The organism is Rhodococcus sp. NKCM2511 (assembly GCF_014905595.1).
Taxonomy (GTDB): Bacteria; Actinomycetota; Actinomycetes; order Mycobacteriales; family Mycobacteriaceae; genus Rhodococcoides; species Rhodococcoides fascians.
The window spans coordinates 323143-339512 of sequence record NZ_BNHJ02000001.1 but is presented as its reverse complement, the minus strand read 5'-3'; the positions used below and the strand labels follow the sequence as shown (position 1 = coordinate 339512).

15 protein-coding genes are annotated in these 16370 nt (G+C 65.8%); all 15 read left to right on the top strand.

The genetic code is table 11. From position 1 onward, the window contains the following. Positions 1-51: 51 nt before the first annotated feature. The 15 genes from efp (at position 52) to JLZ96_RS01310 (ending at position 16301) form a co-directional block, all read left to right on the top strand. On the top strand, positions 52-615 hold the full coding sequence (efp, locus tag JLZ96_RS01380) for an elongation factor P (RefSeq protein WP_027496978.1): 564 nt from the start codon (positions 52-54) through the stop codon (positions 613-615). 1 nt (position 616) lies between these two features. Then, positions 617-1171, top strand: coding sequence for a transcription antitermination factor NusB (nusB, locus tag JLZ96_RS01375; RefSeq protein WP_032365740.1), 555 nt, complete (start codon positions 617-619; stop codon positions 1169-1171). 141 nt (positions 1172-1312) lie between these two features. Further along, on the top strand, positions 1313-1900 hold the full coding sequence (pyrR, locus tag JLZ96_RS01370) for a bifunctional pyr operon transcriptional regulator/uracil phosphoribosyltransferase PyrR (RefSeq protein WP_094694469.1): 588 nt from the start codon (positions 1313-1315) through the stop codon (positions 1898-1900). After that, positions 1897-2865, top strand: a complete 969-nt coding sequence (locus tag JLZ96_RS01365; RefSeq protein ID WP_201009380.1) for an aspartate carbamoyltransferase catalytic subunit — start codon at positions 1897-1899, stop codon at positions 2863-2865. The genes pyrR and JLZ96_RS01365 overlap by 4 nt, the downstream gene beginning before the upstream one ends. Continuing rightward, positions 2862-4178 carry a dihydroorotase gene (locus JLZ96_RS01360; RefSeq protein ID WP_032400778.1) on the top strand — a complete coding sequence of 439 codons (1317 nt, stop codon included), beginning with the start codon at positions 2862-2864 and terminating at the stop codon, positions 4176-4178. Before JLZ96_RS01365 ends, JLZ96_RS01360 begins: the two co-directional genes overlap by 4 nt. A gap of 4 nt (positions 4179-4182) precedes the next feature. Beyond that, positions 4183-4689, top strand: coding sequence for a hypothetical protein (locus JLZ96_RS01355; protein ID WP_027496983.1), 507 nt, complete (start codon positions 4183-4185; stop codon positions 4687-4689). Beyond that, on the top strand, positions 4575-5816 hold the full coding sequence (carA, locus tag JLZ96_RS01350) for a glutamine-hydrolyzing carbamoyl-phosphate synthase small subunit (protein ID WP_373453881.1): 1242 nt from the start codon (positions 4575-4577) through the stop codon (positions 5814-5816). The genes JLZ96_RS01355 and carA overlap by 115 nt, the downstream gene beginning before the upstream one ends. Continuing rightward, on the top strand, positions 5816-9157 hold the full coding sequence (carB, locus tag JLZ96_RS01345) for a carbamoyl-phosphate synthase large subunit (protein WP_032365742.1): 3342 nt from the start codon (positions 5816-5818) through the stop codon (positions 9155-9157). The genes carA and carB overlap by 1 nt, the downstream gene beginning before the upstream one ends. Then, a complete protein-coding gene (gene pyrF / locus JLZ96_RS01340; RefSeq protein ID WP_201009379.1) occupies positions 9154-9984 on the top strand; it encodes an orotidine-5'-phosphate decarboxylase in 831 nt (276 codons plus the stop codon). The genes carB and pyrF overlap by 4 nt, the downstream gene beginning before the upstream one ends. A gap of 205 nt (positions 9985-10189) precedes the next feature. Further along, the gene (gene mihF, locus JLZ96_RS01335; RefSeq protein WP_027496987.1) at positions 10190-10510 is read left to right on the top strand and encodes an integration host factor, actinobacterial type; all 321 of its coding nucleotides are present in this window, start codon (positions 10190-10192) and stop codon (positions 10508-10510) included. 5 nt (positions 10511-10515) lie between these two features. Continuing rightward, positions 10516-11127, top strand: a complete 612-nt coding sequence (gmk, locus tag JLZ96_RS01330; RefSeq protein ID WP_032391446.1) for a guanylate kinase — start codon at positions 10516-10518, stop codon at positions 11125-11127. A 72-nt stretch (positions 11128-11199) separates the two neighbouring features. Beyond that, positions 11200-11505 carry a DNA-directed RNA polymerase subunit omega gene (gene rpoZ, locus JLZ96_RS01325; protein WP_008716576.1) on the top strand — a complete coding sequence of 102 codons (306 nt, stop codon included), beginning with the start codon at positions 11200-11202 and terminating at the stop codon, positions 11503-11505. Positions 11506-11528: 23 nt separating this feature from the next. Next, positions 11529-12782, top strand: a complete 1254-nt coding sequence (gene coaBC / locus JLZ96_RS01320) for a bifunctional phosphopantothenoylcysteine decarboxylase/phosphopantothenate--cysteine ligase CoaBC (protein ID WP_027496989.1) — start codon at positions 11529-11531, stop codon at positions 12780-12782. A 180-nt stretch (positions 12783-12962) separates the two neighbouring features. After that, positions 12963-14177: a methionine adenosyltransferase gene (metK, locus tag JLZ96_RS01315; RefSeq protein WP_027496990.1), complete on the top strand. Its 1215-nt coding sequence runs from the start codon at positions 12963-12965 to the stop codon at positions 14175-14177. 156 nt (positions 14178-14333) lie between these two features. Continuing rightward, the gene (locus tag JLZ96_RS01310) at positions 14334-16301 is read left to right on the top strand and encodes a primosomal protein N' (RefSeq protein ID WP_201010625.1); all 1968 of its coding nucleotides are present in this window, start codon (positions 14334-14336) and stop codon (positions 16299-16301) included. Positions 16302-16370: the final 69 nt, after the last annotated feature.

Genomic DNA, 16370 nt, shown 5'->3' with positions numbered 1-16370 from the left:
CGTGACCGACGGCGCGTCACGCGCACAAACGATTGAGGAGACGCGAAGCAAGTGGCTTCCACCAGCGATTTCAAGAACGGACTGGTTCTCAACCTGGAGAACCAGCTGTGGTCGATCATCGAATTTCAGCACGTCAAGCCCGGTAAGGGGCCTGCGTTCGTGCGAACCAAGCTCAAGAACGTGCTGTCGGGCAAGGTCGTCGACAAGACGTTCAACGCCGGTGTGAAGGTCGAGACCGCAACGGTCGACCGACGCGACATGACGTACCTCTACCACGACGGTAGCGACTACGTGTTCATGGATGCCGACACCTACGACCAGCTCTCCATCGGTGAGGCGACCGTCGGCGACGGCGCGCGATTCCTGCTCGAGAACCTTCGCGTCCAGGTCGCGATGCACGAGGGCGTCCCGCTGTACGTCGAGCTTCCCGTCACCGTCGAGCTCGAGGTCAAGCACACCGACCCCGGCCTGCAGGGAGACCGCTCGACCGGTGGCACCAAGCCGGCCACGCTCGAGACCGGAGCCGAGATCTCGGTGCCGTTGTTCATCAACACCGGCGACAAGCTCAAGGTCGATTCCCGTGACGGCAACTACCTCGGGCGTGTGAACTCCTAACGTGTCATCGAAGAAGTCGACATCCTCCGGTTCGCAGAACGGCGTCCCCGGCGCGAAGAAGCTGGGTGCGCGCCACAAGGCCCGCAAGCGTGCCGTGGATTTCCTGTTCGAGGCAGAAGCGCGCAACGTCGACCCGGTGAATCTGACCAGCGAACGGATCGAACTCGCGCGCGGCGACGACACGATCGCACCGGTCAGTGAGTACACCTCCACGCTGGTCGAGGGGGTGGCAGAGAACCTGGACCGACTGGACGGCGTGATCGCCGATCATCTCAAGGACTGGACGATCGGTCGCCTGCCCGCAGTCGATCGGGCGATCTTGCGGGTCGCGGTGTGGGAGCTCTTCCACGCCACCGACGTCCCACCGGTCGTTGCTGTCGACGAGGCCGTCGAGCTGGCCAAGCAGCTGTCCACCGACGATTCGCCGGGCTTCGTCAACGGTGTACTCGGCCAGATCGTGCTCGTGGCACCGCAGGTTCGCGCCGCTGCGGCTGCTGTGTCGTCGCGTCCCCAGGCCGCAGGCCCGGACGATGCGACGGTCGACTCCGATCTGTGACACACCCGTCCACGGCAGTGTGACCGAACGCTCTGCGAGCCTGGTGGGTTCGGTTCGCAGAGCGTTGCTAGGCTTTACGCAGTTCTAGTGCCAGACATCCTTTAACGATCCGTCCAGAGAGGCGGAGAAGGAGGTCGTAGTTTGCCTGCGCCCGAAAGTTCATCCGCCGATTCTGCCGTCCGTGAGCTGCTGTCCGCAGCCGATGTAGGTCGGACCATCTCTCGCATGGCTCACCAGATCATCGAGAAGACCGCGCTCGACGCTTCCGACTCGCCGCGTGTCGTGCTACTGGGCATTCCCACTCGCGGTACCACCCTGGCCGAGCGTCTCGCCGAACGTATCGAGGCGTTCTCCGGCGTGCGGCCCCCGCTCGGCTCGCTCGACATCACCCTGTACCGCGACGATCTGCGCAACAAACCGCACCGTCCACTCGAACGCACCTCGGTGCCGACCGGCGGAGTCGACGATGCTTTGGTCGTTCTGGTCGACGACGTGCTGTTCTCCGGCCGTACCGTCCGCTCGGCGCTCGACGCGCTGCGCGATCTCGGACGCCCTCGCGCCGTCCAACTCGCGGTCCTGATCGATCGCGGCCACCGCGAACTTCCCCTCCGGGCGGATTACGTGGGCAAGAACGTGCCCACGGCCCGCTCCGAGGACGTCTCGGTACTGCTCTCCGAGCACGACGGGCGGGATGGCGTCAGCTTGTCCGAGGGAGGATCGACGCGATGAAACACCTGCTGTCGGTCGCCGACCTCACTGCGGAATCCGCCACCGAACTGCTCGACGAGGCCGAGCGTTTCGAGCAGGCACTGCTCGGTCGCGAGGTCAAGAAGCTGCCGACGTTGCGCGGCCGGACGATCATGACCGTCTTCTTCGAGAACTCCACCCGAACTCGGGTGTCGTTCGAGGTCGCGGGCAAATGGATGAGCGCCGATGTGATCAACGTCAGTGCCAGTAGTTCGTCGGTATCCAAGGGGGAGTCCCTCCGCGACACTGCGATGACCCTGCGCGCGGCCGGTGCCGACGCACTCATCGTCCGCCACCCTGCGTCGGGTGCCGCGCACCAGATCGCTCGGTGGACCGCCGACCAAGGCGCTGGTCTCGATGGTCGTTCCACCGGTGCCGGTCCGGCGGTCATCAATGCGGGCGACGGTACCCACGAACACCCCACACAGGCGTTACTCGACGCGCTGACGGTCCGGCAACGCCTGGGCGATATCTCCGGTCGCCGGATCGCGATCGTCGGCGATGTTCTGCACAGCCGGGTAGCGCGATCGAATGCGATTCTCCTGTCCACCCTCGGAGCCGACGTCGTGCTGGTAGCGCCGCCGACTCTGCTGCCGGTCGGTGTCGAGGGCTGGCCGGTTCGGGTCTCGCACGACATCGATGCCGAGCTACCCGGGTTGGACGCGGTGTTGATGCTTCGGGTGCAGGCCGAGCGGATGAACGACGGGTTCTTTCCGTCGGCGCGGGAGTACTCGATCACGTACGGGCTCTCGCAGCGCCGACTCGACTTGCTGCCCGAGCACGCCGTGGTGCTGCATCCGGGGCCGATGCTGCGCGGTATGGAGATCGCGTCCTCGGTGGCCGACTCGCCCAAAACTGCAGTCTTGCAACAAGTTACGAATGGAGTTCACGTGCGGATGGCAGTCCTGTTCCGATTGCTGGTCGGTTCGGACGGGGGAGCATCATGACCGCTCCGGCACCGTCGGTACTGCTGCGTGGAGTCCTGCTGTACGGCGAGGGCCCCGAAACGAACGTCCTGATCACTGGCGAGGAGATCGTCGAGATCGGGCCTGACGTCGACGCCGACGGTGCCGACGTGGTCGAGGCGCGCGGCCAGGTTCTGCTGCCCGGCTTCGTCGACATGCACACCCATCTGCGGGAGCCCGGTCGGGAAGACACCGAGACCATCGAATCCGGCTCCGCCGCAGCCGCTCTGGGTGGGTACACCGCCGTGTTCGCCATGGCCAACACCTCGCCGGTCGCGGATTCGGTCGTCGTGACCGACCATGTGTGGCGCCGCGGACAGGAAGTCGGGCTCGTCGACGTGCACCCCGTCGGGGCCGTCACCGTGGGGCTCGAAGGCAAGCAGTTGGCCGAGATGGCCACGATGGCTGCCGGGGTCGGTCGGGTCAAGATGTTCTCCGACGACGGCCACTGCGTCGACGACCCACTGATCATGCGTCGCGCACTGGAGTATTCGAGTTCGCTCGGAGTGTTGATCGCCCAGCATGCGGAAGAGCCGCGATTGACCGTCGGTTCGGTCGCTCACGAGGGTCCCAACGCCGCCCGGCTCGGTCTCACCGGTTGGCCGCGTGCCGCCGAGGAATCGATCGTCGCGCGCGATGCCCTCCTCGCTCGGGACGCGAATGCGCGGGTGCACATCTGCCATGCCTCCACTGCCGGCACCGTCGAGTTGCTGAAATGGGCTCGGGGGCAGGGAATTTCGATCACCGCCGAGGTAACGCCCCATCACCTGCTCCTCGACGACTCGCGTCTGGAGACGTACGACGCCGTGAACAAGGTGAACCCGCCGTTGCGCGAGAAGTCCGACGTGGACGCGTTGCGAAGGGGTCTGGCCGACGGCGTGATCGATTGTGTGGCAACCGATCACGCGCCGCATGCCGAGCAGGACAAATGCTGTGAGTTCTCCATCGCGCGGCCCGGGATGCTCGGACTGGAGACCGCGCTGTCGATCGTCGTCGACACGATGGTGAACCCGGGTCTGCTGGACTGGCGCGGTGTGGCGAGGGTCATGAGCGAACGCCCGGCCGAGATCGTCGGCCTGGCCGATCAGGGCCGTCCGATCGAGGTGGGCGAAATCGCCAACCTGACGCTGGTCGATCCGCAGGCCGACTGGACGGTGTCGGGCAAGAAGCTCGCCAGCGTCGCACACAACACACCGTTCGAGGACATGAGCTTCTCGTCCAAGGTGACCACGACCGTCTTCCGTGGACGTATCACCGTCCGCGACGGAGTCGTGGCGAACAGGGCAGGGGAGTAGAGCCGTGGACAGAGTTCTCATCGTCATCGGCTTCATCCTGTTCTGGGCGCTGATGATCGCGCTGATCTTCTGGGGTTGGCGCGGGCGTCAGAAGCGTCAGGAAGGACGCATCGGCGAGTTCCCGGCCGTGCCGGACGATCTGGGTGCCAACCGAATCCAGCCGGCCACCGGGCTCTACGTCGGCAGCACCATTGCGCCGAGTTGGCAGGACCGGATCGCCGTGGGCGACATCGGCCACCGCGCCACCGGCGAGCTGTCACGACACGAGAAGGGAATCCTCCTCGATCGGGACGGCGAGTCACCCATCTGGATTCCGAACGAATCGATCCGGGCGATCCGTACCGAGCGCGGACTCGCAGGCAAGGTCATGACCAAGGACGGTCTCCTGGTCATCCGATGGGAATTGCCGACGGGGACCGAAATAGACACCGGCTTCAGGGCCGACGACAAGCAGATCTACCCGGTGTGGACAGAGGGTTTCACCGGAGAAACCAAGGAGGAAACCGCGTGAGCAGCGCAGTTCTTGTTCTGGAGGACGGCCGGACGTTCCGCGGCACCGCGTTCGGGGCCCAGGGGCGCACGCTCGGCGAAGCCGTCTTCTGCACCGGTATGACCGGATACCAGGAGACGCTGACCGATCCGAGCTACCACCGCCAGATCGTGGTGGCCACGGCTCCGCAGATCGGCAACACCGGCTGGAATCAGGAGGACGGCGAGGCGGCCAGTGCCCAGGATCCCAACAAGATCTGGGTCGCCGGTTACGTCGTCCGAGATCCAGCGCGCCGCACCTCGAGTTGGCGTTCGACCGGAACTCTGCAGGATCAGCTCGAGGCGCAGAACGTCGTCGGCATCGCCGGAATCGACACGCGCGCCCTCGTCCGCCACCTGCGCACCCGCGGTTCGATGCGAGCGGGAGTGTTCTCGGGCGACGCCCTCGGCACCTCGGACGAGATGCTCGAGCAGGTGGTCGGTCAGCAGTCCATGCTCGGTGCCGATCTCGCCGGTGAGGTGACCACCGGTGCCGGGTACACCATCGAACCGACCGGCGATGCTCGATTCACCGTCGTGGCAGTCGATCTCGGTATCAAGACCAATACTCCACGGATGTTCGCCGAGCGCGGTATCCGCGTGCACGTGGTGCCGTCGAACACCAGCATCGAGCAGGTTCTCGAACTGAACCCGGACGGTGTGTTCCTGTCCAACGGCCCGGGAGACCCGGCCACGGCAGACACGAGTGTCGCGCTGACCAGGCAGGTACTCGAACGAGAGCTGCCGCTGTTCGGCATCTGCTTCGGCAACCAGATCTTCGGGCGGGCACTGGGTCGCGGCACGTACAAGATGAAGTTCGGCCACCGCGGCATGAACATCCCGGTGATCGAGCACACCACCGGTCGCATCGCGATCACCGCACAGAATCACGGATTCGCACTCGAAGGCGAAGCAGGCGAGGAGTTCGACACCGACTTCGGCCGGGCGCGCATCAGCCACACCTGCGCCAACGACGGCACCGTCGAGGGCGTCGAGCTGATCGGCGGCAGCGCCTTCTCGGTGCAGTACCACCCCGAGGCCGCGGCCGGCCCGCACGACGCCGCCTACCTCTTCGACCGTTTCACCAGCGTCCTTCAGGAGAAGAAGTAATGCCACGCCGCACAGACCTGAACCACGTCCTGGTCATCGGATCCGGCCCGATCGTCATCGGCCAGGCCTGCGAGTTCGACTACTCCGGCACCCAGGCATGTCGAGTGCTTCGTGAGGAAGGCCTACGGGTCAGCCTCGTCAACTCGAACCCGGCCACGATCATGACCGACCCGGAGTTCGCCGACGCGACGTACGTCGAGCCGATCACCGCGGAGTTCATCGAGAAGATCTTCGCTCGCGAGGCCGAGCAGGGCCACCCCATCCAGGCCGTACTCGCGACCCTGGGCGGACAGACGGCTCTCAATGCTGCTGTCGCTCTGCACGATCAGGGCATTCTCACCAAGTACGGCGTCGAACTGATCGGGGCCGACTTCGACGCGATCCAGCGCGGCGAGGACCGACAGAAGTTCAAGGACATCGTCGCCAAGGTCGGTGGGGAATCCGCCAAGTCGGCCGTCTGCTACACGATGGACGAGGTACGCGAGACCGTCGCCGAGCTCGGTTTCCCGGTCGTCGTCCGGCCGTCGTTCACGATGGGTGGGCTCGGTTCGGGATTGGCCTACAACGACGAGGATCTGACTCGGATCGCGGGAGGCGGCCTGGCGGCGTCCCCGACGGCCAACGTGCTGATCGAGGAGTCCATCCTCGGCTGGAAGGAATACGAGCTCGAGCTCATGCGTGACGGCCGCGACAACGTGGTCATCGTCTGTTCCATCGAGAACGTGGATCCCGTCGGCGTGCACACCGGTGACTCGGTCACCGTCGCGCCGGCGATGACGCTGACCGACCGCGAGTACCAGAAGATGCGCGACCTCTCCATCGACATCCTGCGCGAGGTGGGCGTCGACACCGGTGGCTGCAACATCCAGTTCGCGATGGATCCGGCCGACGGCCGACTGGTCGTCATCGAGATGAACCCGCGAGTGTCACGCTCGTCGGCTCTGGCGTCCAAGGCCACGGGCTACCCGATCGCCAAGATGGCCGCCAAGCTGGCCATCGGGTACACCCTCGACGAGATCGTCAACGACATCACCAAGGAGACGCCGGCCTGCTTCGAGCCGACGCTGGACTACGTGGTGGTCAAGGCACCGCGATTCGCGTTCGAGAAGTTCCCCGGTGCCGACGGCACACTGACCACGACGATGAAGTCCGTCGGCGAGGCGATGTCCATCGGCCGCAACTTCACCGAGGCCTTCGGCAAGGTGATGCGCTCGCTCGAAACCAAGCGCGCGGGCTACTGGACCGGCCCCGAGGTCGAGGCAGAAAGTCTGGACGCGTTGCTGAAGGACCTGTCCGTACCGCAGGACGGTCGGATGTACGGGATCGAGAAGGCATTCGCTCTCGGTGCCACCCTCGAGCAGCTGTTCGAGGCGACCAAGATCGACCCGTGGTTCCTCGACCAGTTCCAGCAGATCCACGAACTCGGCGTCCAGGTTCGCGAGGCGGCCGAATTCGACGAGGCGCTGCTGCGTCAGGCCAAGTACCACGGTCTGTCCGATCGCCAGATCGCCGCTCTGCGACCCGAACTCGACGGTGAGGACGGAGTGCGGGCGCTGCGCGACGAGCTCGGTGTGCACCCGGTCTACAAGACCGTCGACACCTGTGCGGCGGAGTTCGAGGCCAAGACCCCGTACCACTACGGCACCTACGAGCTCGACCCCGAAGCCGAGACCGAGGTTGCCCCGCAGCCGGACCGGCCCAAGGTCCTGATCCTCGGATCCGGTCCCAACCGGATCGGTCAGGGCATCGAATTCGACTACAGCTGTGTGCATGCGGCGCTGACGCTGTCCGAGGCCGGCTACGAGACGGTCATGGTCAACTGCAACCCCGAGACCGTCTCCACCGACTACGACACCGCCGACCGCCTGTACTTCGAGCCGCTGACGTTCGAGGACGTGCTCGAGGTCTACCGAGCAGAGGCGGCGTCGGGCACGGTTCGTGGAGTCATCGTGCAGCTGGGCGGACAGACCCCGCTCGGTCTGGCGAAGCGACTGAAAGCCGCAGGCGTACCCATCGTCGGAACCTCTCCCGAGGCCATCGACCTCGCCGAGGACCGCGGAGAGTTCGGCAAGGTACTGGACGCGGCAGGACTGCCGGCAGCCAAGTACGGCACCGCGACGACGTTCGACGGGGCCCGTGAGATCGCCGCAGGAATCGGTTACCCGGTGCTGGTGCGCCCGTCGTACGTGCTGGGCGGACGCGGTATGGAGATCGTCTACGACGAGGCATCCCTGGCGACCTACATCTCCAATGCGACGGAGATCTCGGACGACCGACCGGTGCTGGTCGACCGGTTCCTGGAAGATGCCGTGGAGATCGACGTCGACGCGCTGTGCGACGGCACCGAGGTGTACATCGGCGGCATCATGGAGCACATCGAGGAGGCCGGCATCCACTCCGGCGACTCCGCATGTGCACTCCCGCCGATCACGCTCGGCAAGACCGACCTGGAGAACGTGCGTCGATCGACCGAAGCCCTCGCGAAGGGAATCGGTGTCCAGGGCCTGCTGAACGTGCAGTACGCCCTCAAGGACGACATTCTGTACGTCCTCGAGGCCAACCCTCGAGCCAGCCGGACGGTGCCGTTCGTGTCCAAGGCGACGGCCGTGCAGCTTGCGAAGGCCTGCGCCCGAGTGATGTTGGGGGAGAGCATCGCCGAACTTCGGACCGCGGGAATCCTGCCGGAGACCGGAGACGGTGGCACCGTCCCGGCGGGTGCGCCTATCGCCGTCAAGGAAGCGGTGTTGCCGTTCAACAGGTTCCGCCGCGCAGACGGAACCGGCGTCGACACACTGCTCAGCCCGGAGATGAAGTCCACCGGCGAGGTGATGGGTATCGACTTCGATTTCGGCACTGCCTTCGCCAAGAGCCAGACCGCCGCGTACGGTTCGTTGCCCGCCGGTGGTGCGGTATTCGTATCGGTGGCGAACAAGGACAAGCGGTCGTTGATCTTCCCGGTGAAACGACTCGCCGATCTCGGGTTCGACATCCTGGCCACCGAAGGAACCGCAGATGTGTTGCGGCGCAACGGAATCAAGTGCGAGCAGGTGTACAAGCAGTCGGGCGAGGATGTCCCGGAGGGTGAGCAGACGATCGTCGACCGAATTCTGGCCGGCGACATCGCGATGGTCATCAATACCCCGTACGGCAACTCCGGTCCCCGCGTCGACGGATACGAGATTCGTAGTGCCGCTGTGGCGCAGAACATTCCGTGCATCACCACGGTGCAGGGTGCGTCGGCCGCAGTGCAGGGCATCGAGGCAGCCATCGCCGGTGGAATCGGTGTTCGTTCCCTGCAGGATCTGCATGCGGGTCTGAAGGAAGGCCTGGTTCTGCCGTGAGTCATCACCACAGTTGGTCGGACCGGCTCCGGGCAGCGGTCGCCGCGCGCGGTCGGCTGTGCGTCGGCATCGATCCGCATCCGGCTCTGCTCGAGGCGTGGGGCCTGCCGCGCTCGGCGGACGGTCTCGAGGTCTTCGCCGAGCTGTGTGTGGAGGCGTTCGTCGGTGAGGTGGCTGTCGTCAAGCCTCAGGTGGCGTTCTTCGAGTCGTACGGTTCGGCCGGCTATGCGGTTCTCGAGCGCACTGTCGGGGTGTTGCGGGACGCAGGCACGTTGGTGATCGCCGATGCCAAGCGCGGCGATATCGGAACGACGATGGATGCGTACGCGCAGGCGTGGCTGGAGCCGGGTTCTCCGTTGTCGTCCGATGCCGTCACGGTGTCGCCGTACCTGGGGTTCGACTCGTTGGGTGCGGCGATCGACCGAGCTGTCGCTCACGACCGCGGTGTGTTCGTCCTTGCCCGGACGTCGAATCCGGAAGGCTCCGCGCTGCAACACGCGTCGATGTCGACGGGTGGGTCCGTTGCGCAGTCGATCGTCGACGCGGCGGCTGCGCGCAACCGTGTCGATGCAGACACGGTCGGCCTGGTGGTCGGGGCCACCCGTGATCACGGCCTCGATCTGTCGGGCTATCGCGGGCCAGTGCTCGCGCCCGGCCTGGGTGCCCAGGGTGCCACGGTGAACGATCTGGCGGAGATCTTCCGTGATTGCCGAGAGCTGCTGTTGCCGAACTCTTCTCGGAGTGTGCTGGCGGCGGGTCCGTCGGTGACGGCGTTGCGTGCGGCGGCGACGCAGTTGCGTGACGAGATCGAAGCGGGTCTCGCATAGTCCATGGTCGCGTCGGCGAGCGTGTGGGGGTGGGTTAGCGGTGAGCGCCCGTCGTCGGTACGGTCGCTAACGCTGCCGACGACAATGCGAATCGACCGGGAATCCCTGCACGGATGGTCCTCGGCAGGCACCTACCGATGAGCGGCGAACCGATCCTGATCGGACCGGTCGCTCGCCCCGAAACGAGAAGACGGAGGAACCGACAGTGGCCCTTCCCCAGTTGACCCCCGAGCAGCGCGCTGCTGCCCTCGAAAAGGCAGCTATCGCCCGCAAGGCTCGCGCCGAGCTCAAGGAGCGCCTCAAGCGCGGCGGCACCGACCTCAAGCAGGTTCTCAAGGACGCCGAGACGGACGAGATTCTCGGCAAGATGAAGGTATCCGCATTGCTCGAGGCGTTGCCGAAGGTGGGCAAGGTCAAGGCCGCGGAGCTGATGACGGAGTTGGAGATCGCGCCCACTCGTCGACTGCGCGGACTCGGGGATCGGCAGCGCAAAGCGCTGTTGACGAAGTTCGATTTCGAGGCCTGACGACGGTGAGTGACACTGCGGCGACGTCCGTGCCGGAGAAGAAGCGGGGCCGGTTGGTGGTGCTGTCCGGCCCTTCCGGCGTCGGCAAGTCCAGTGTCGTTCGGCTCGTGCGCGCGGCGCTACCGGAGCTGGTCTTCAGTGTGTCGGTCACGACGCGATCGCCGCGCCCTGGCGAGGTGGACGGTCAGGACTACCACTTCGTGTCGTCCGAGGAGTTCGACCGGATGATCGCCGACGGTGAGCTGTTGGAGTGGGCGAGTATCCACGGCGGCCTGCAGCGGTCGGGAACTCCTGCTGCCGCAGTGGATGCCGCATTGGAGGCCGGCAGTCCGGTGCTGCTCGAGCTCGACCTGGCCGGGGCACGGGCCGTTCGGGTGTCCAAGCCGGAAGCTCTGCTGGTGTTCATGGCACCGCCGACGTGGGAAGACCTGGTCTCTCGACTGGTCGGTCGAGCGACGGAGGAGAGCGCCGCCACCGAGCGCCGGTTGGAAACGGCAAGGGTAGAATTGGCGGCACAGGACGAGTTCGACACGGTCGTTGTCAATACCGATGTCGACCATTCGTGCGAACAGTTGGTATCCTTGTTGGTCGGTAGGTCGTCGGTCGGTAACAGCTGACCATTTTCACGGCGCACGAGGCCCCGACCAGCTAGTTCGTAGCACCAACGATGCAATTTCAGGAGATCATCAGTGAGCAGCACTTCAGCGGCCGTTTCCGACTTCGACGGACGCAGCGCTCTGCCGGCCTACGACACGCCGCTCGGCATCACCAATCCACCCATCGACGAATTGCTCGCGCGCACCTCGTCGAAGTACGCCCTCGTCATCTACGCGGCAAAGCGTGCACGCCAGATCAACGACTACTACAACCAGCTCGGTGATGGCATCCTCGAATACGTGGGACCGTTGGTCGAGCCCGGTCTGCAGGAAAAGCCGCTGTCCATCGCGCTTCGCGAGATTCACGCAGACCTCCTCGAGCACACCGAAGGCGAATAAGAACCCGACAGGGGACACCTGACGTGCATGTGGTCGTCGGAGTAGGCGGCGGTATCGCCGCCTACAAGAGTTGTGCGCTCATTCGAAAATTCACCGAGAACGGCCATCAGGTTCGAGTGATTCCGACTGCGTCGGCGCTCGAATTCGTCGGCCGCGCAACATTCGAGGCATTGTCCGGCCAGCCGGTGCACACCGGCGTGTTCGCCGATGTGCCCGAGGTGCCGCACGTCCGGCTGGGGCAGGAAGCGGATCTCGTCGTCGTCGCGCCGGCCACCGCCGACCTGATGGCTCGAATCGCGGGCGGGCGGGCGGACGATCTGCTCACCGCGACGTTGCTGACCGCTCGGTGCCCCGTCGTGTTGGCCCCGGCCATGCACACGGAGATGTGGGAACACCCGGCCACCGTCGCGAACGTCACTACGCTCCGATCGCGCGGTACCCAGGTGATCGAACCTGCGTCCGGCCGGTTGACCGGACGCGACACCGGTTCGGGCCGACTGCCCGAGCCCGAGGAGATCTTCGCTCTCGCCATGCTGCTGACCGAACGTGCGGACGCGATGCCGCGCGATCTCGAGGGACGGCGAATTCTGATCTCGGCCGGTGGTACGCGGGAACCCCTCGATCCCGTTCGTTTTCTGGGGAATCGGAGTTCCGGCAAGCAGGGGTACGCGTTGGCTCGAGTCGCAGCCCAGCGCGGTGCCCACGTGACCTTGATCGCCGGGTACACAAGCGACCTCGAAGCACCCGCGGCGGTCGATGTGGTCCACGTGAAGACCGCATCCGATATGCAGGACGCGGTGCGCTCTCATGCGACCGACGTCGACGCAGTGGTGATGGCGGCTGCGGTCGCCGACTTCAGACCCGAGTCCATCGCGAGCAGCAAGATCAAGAAGGGCTCGAACGAACCGTCGTCGATTCCTCTTGTCCGCAACGACGACATCCTCGCCGGTCTCGTGTCGGCTCGGCACAGCGGAGACGTCCGATCGTCGACGGTGATCGTCGGATTCGCCGCCGAGACGGGCGACGCCGACGGTGACGTGCTCACCTACGCGCGAGCCAAGCTCGAACGCAAAGGCTGCGATCTGCTCGTCGTCAATGCTGTGGGTGACGGCAAGGCCTTCGAGGTCGACCACAACGACGGCTGGTTGTTGGGATCCGACGGCTCCGAGGCCGCGCTGGGGGAGGGCTCGAAAGCCCTGCTCGCCAGCAGGGTGTTGGATTCGGTCGCCCAGATGCTTCGTTCCCGCGATACGCGCCCCACTTCGGATACCCGCTGATGTCGAGGGTGCACGATCGATGTCGTAGCAGCTAGCGTTCTGGATACCAGGGCGACAGCGCCGTAAAGGTTTGCGTGGCTCCCACAGGGGCGATAACACCGAGGGAACATCAATTTTCGTGGAGTGCTCGGCCGGCATCAGCCGTCGGGTCGGGCAAGAACATGCGTCGAGAGGAAGTCCGTGAGCAAGTCCGGTAGTCGGCTTTTCACCAGCGAGTCCGTTACAGAAGGTCATCCAGACAAGATCTGTGACGCCATCAGCGATTCCATCCTCGACGCTCTTCTCACCGAGGATCCGCGAGCCCGAGTGGCGGTGGAGACGCTCGTCACCACGGGCCAGGTCCACGTCGCAGGTGAGGTGAACACCACCGCCTACGCAGACATCCCGAAGATCGTGCGCGAGAAGGTGCTCGAAATCGGGTACGACTCGTCCGCCAAGGGATTCGACGGAAACTCCTGTGGTGTGAACGTCGCCATCGGCGCGCAGTCACCCGAGATCGCGCAGGGCGTCGACCATTCGCACGAGGCCCGCGTCGAGGGATTGTCCGACGACGAGATCGACCGTCAGGGTGCCGGCGACCAAGGATTGATGTTCGGCTACGCCAACACCGATACACCCGAGTTCATGCCGCTGCCGATTGCGTTGGCACACAGGCTTTCTCGGAGACTGACCGAGGTTCGCAAGAGCGGTGTGCTGCCGTATCTGCGTCCGGACGGCAAGACTCAGGTCACCATCGAGTACGACGGGGACGACGCCGTTCGTCTCGATACCGTCGTGATCTCGACGCAGCATGCAGCAGACATCGACCTCGACAACCTGCTCACTCCCGACATCCGTGAGAAGGTTCTGGGCTCGGTACTTGAAGAGCTGGACGTACCGACTCTCGACACCTCGAACGTCCGGTTGCTGGTCAATCCCACCGGAAAGTTCGTGCTCGGTGGTCCGATGGGAGACGCCGGTCTGACCGGCCGAAAGATCATCGTCGACACGTACGGCGGCATGGCTCGGCACGGCGGCGGAGCATTCTCGGGCAAGGACCCGTCGAAGGTCGACCGCAGCGCCGCATACGCAATGCGGTGGGTCGCCAAGAATGCGGTCGCAGCCGGTCTGGCCGACCGCATCGAGGTGCAGGTGGCCTACGCGATCGGCAAGGCAGCACCGGTCGGTCTGTTCGTCGAGACGTTCGGCACCGAGAAGACCGATCCCGCGCGTATTCAGGCGGCGATCAGCGAGGTCTTCGACCTCCGTCCCGGTGCCATCATCCGCGACCTCGACCTGCTGCGCCCGATCTACGCGCAGACGGCCGCGTACGGTCACTTCGGACGCACCGACATCGATCTTCCGTGGGAATCCACCGATCGCGCCGACAAGCTCCGGGATGCGGCAGGCCTGTAGGTCCCTCCACTCCGGCAGCGATGCTGCCGCACGTACCCTGTTCGCACCGGCTCGGTGCTCCCACGACGAGTGTGGGGTGACGATCGAGAAGGAGGTGCGGTGGCTGGTGTGACGCCGGTAGCGGCAACCGATCTGCCGATCGCGCGCATTCTTCCGATGCTTCCGCTGCCGCACCTCGACCGCGAGTTCGATTACCTCGTTCCCGAGGACGCCAGCGACGATGCCCAGCCCGGTGTGCGGGTGCGCGTTCGTTTTGCCGGCCGGCTCGTCGACGGGTTCGTACTCGCCAGGCTGGCCGAGACCGACCATCCCGGTCGTCTCGGCTGGCTCGACCGGGTCGTGTCCGCCGAGCGCGTACTGACTCCCGAGATCGCCGAGTTGGTGTCGGCGGTGGCCGATCGCTACGCAGGAACGCGAGCGGATGTGCTGCGTCTGGCGGTTCCGGCTCGCCACGCACGGGTCGAGGCAGAGCCCCCTCCGGCCGTCGACGAGGCAGCAGAGCCGGTCGTCGATCGCACGGGCTGGGCGGCGTATACCCATGGCTCCAATTTCCTCGATGCCCTTGGCGAGCACCGTGTTCCGCGTGCGGTGTGGCAGGCCCTACCCGGCGAGATGTGGCCCGCTCGATTGGCCGAATTGGCTGCCGTCACCGTGGGAAGCGGACGGTCCGCAGTGGTCGTGGTGCCCGACCAACGGGATCTCGATCGTCTGGAGGGTGCATGCGCCGCGGCAGTCGGGACCGACCGCGTGGTGGCGCTGTCGGCCGGTTTGGGCCCGGCCAAGCGGTACCGGCAGTGGTTGCGCTGTCTGAGGTCGGGCCCCGTTGTCGTGGTGGGGACACGCAGTGCGGTGTTCGCGCCCGTGTCGAACCTCGGCCTGATCGCGATCTGGGACGACGGCGACGACAGTTTCGCCGAACCACGCTCACCGTATCCGCATGCACGTGAGGTGGCGTTGCTCCGCGCCCATGTGTCGGGAGCTGCGGTCGTCGTCGGCGGACATTCCCGGACGGCCGAGGCCGAGGCTCTCGTCGATTCCGGCTGGGCCCACGACCTGGTCGCCCCACGTGAGCTGGTGCGTGAACGGCAACCTCACGTGGTCGCGCTGGCCGACTCGGACCACGCGCTCGCTCGGGATCCGGCAGCCCGGGTCGCACGGCTACCGGCGATCGCTTTCGAGGCCGCACGTGCGGCGCTGAAAGCGGATACCCCTGTGCTGGTTCAGGTTCCACGCGCCGGCTATGTTCCGTCGCTGGCGTGTGCGAAGTGCCGCCATCCGGCTCGGTGTCGACGCTGCAACGGTCCGCTCGCCCTGCCCTCGGCTCCGGGCAGCGACGGCGCGGGCAGCCCGACGTGTTCCTGGTGCGGAATCGCCGATGCCGCACACCGCTGCACGGTCTGCGGGTCGCGCAACCTGCGCGCGGTGGTGATCGGAGCGGGACGCACGGCCGAGGAGCTCGGCCGCGCCTTCCCTGGCGTGCCGATACACAACTCCGGTGGGGCCACCGTCCTCGATACCGTGCGCCCCGGTGGCTCGCTCGTGGTGTCGACCGTCGGTGCCGAGCCGACCGTGGACGGCGGATACGGCGCCGCGCTGCTGCTCGACGGTTGGGCGCTGCTGGGCCGGGCGGATCTGCGTGCGGCAGAAGAGACACTGCGCCGCTGGATGACGGCTGCGTCGATGGTTCGGCCCGGGTCGGCTGGGGGCCGTGTGGTCGTGGTGGCCGAGTCCGAGATCCCCACCGTCCAGGCCCTGGTGCGCTGGGATCCGCTGTGGCACGCGCGCAGTCAGCTGGACGAACGAGTCGAGGTTCGGTTTCCACCGGCCGTTCACGTGGCGGCGATCGACGGGACCACCGACGCGATATCAGCGTTGGTCGAGAGTGCAGATCTACCCGAGACGGTCGAGGTGCTGGGTCCCGTCGATCTCCCGGACGGTCAACGCGCACCGGCGGGTAGTGGCGAGGACGGGTTGTCCGGAGACGTTCAGCGGCTCCTGATCCGGGTTCCGCGAAGCACCGGAGCAGCGCTGGCGCGAGCGCTGTCGACTGCGCAGGCGTCCCGAAGCGCCAAGAAGCTCGGCGCGGGCGTACGGATTCAGATCGATCCCATTCGGATCGGGTGATGGGCTTTCTCTGTCCTGTCGCGTTCCCGTCGTCCAGATAGAGAGGCAACCTCAGGGCCTTGTCAAAGT

Excerpts from the sequence above, each read along its gene's own strand:
- JLZ96_RS01365 (WP_201009380.1), top strand. The coding sequence starts at position 1,897 with ATGAAACACCTGCTGTCGGTCGCCGACCTCACTGCGGAATCCGCCACC.
- JLZ96_RS01360 (WP_032400778.1), top strand. The coding sequence starts at position 2,862 with ATGACCGCTCCGGCACCGTCGGTACTGCTGCGTGGAGTCCTGCTGTAC.
- carA (WP_373453881.1), top strand. The coding sequence starts at position 4,575 with ATGGGAATTGCCGACGGGGACCGAAATAGACACCGGCTTCAGGGCCGA.
- carB (WP_032365742.1), top strand. The coding sequence starts at position 5,816 with ATGCCACGCCGCACAGACCTGAACCACGTCCTGGTCATCGGATCCGGC.
- JLZ96_RS01310 (WP_201010625.1), top strand. The coding sequence starts at position 14,334 with ATGCTTCCGCTGCCGCACCTCGACCGCGAGTTCGATTACCTCGTTCCC.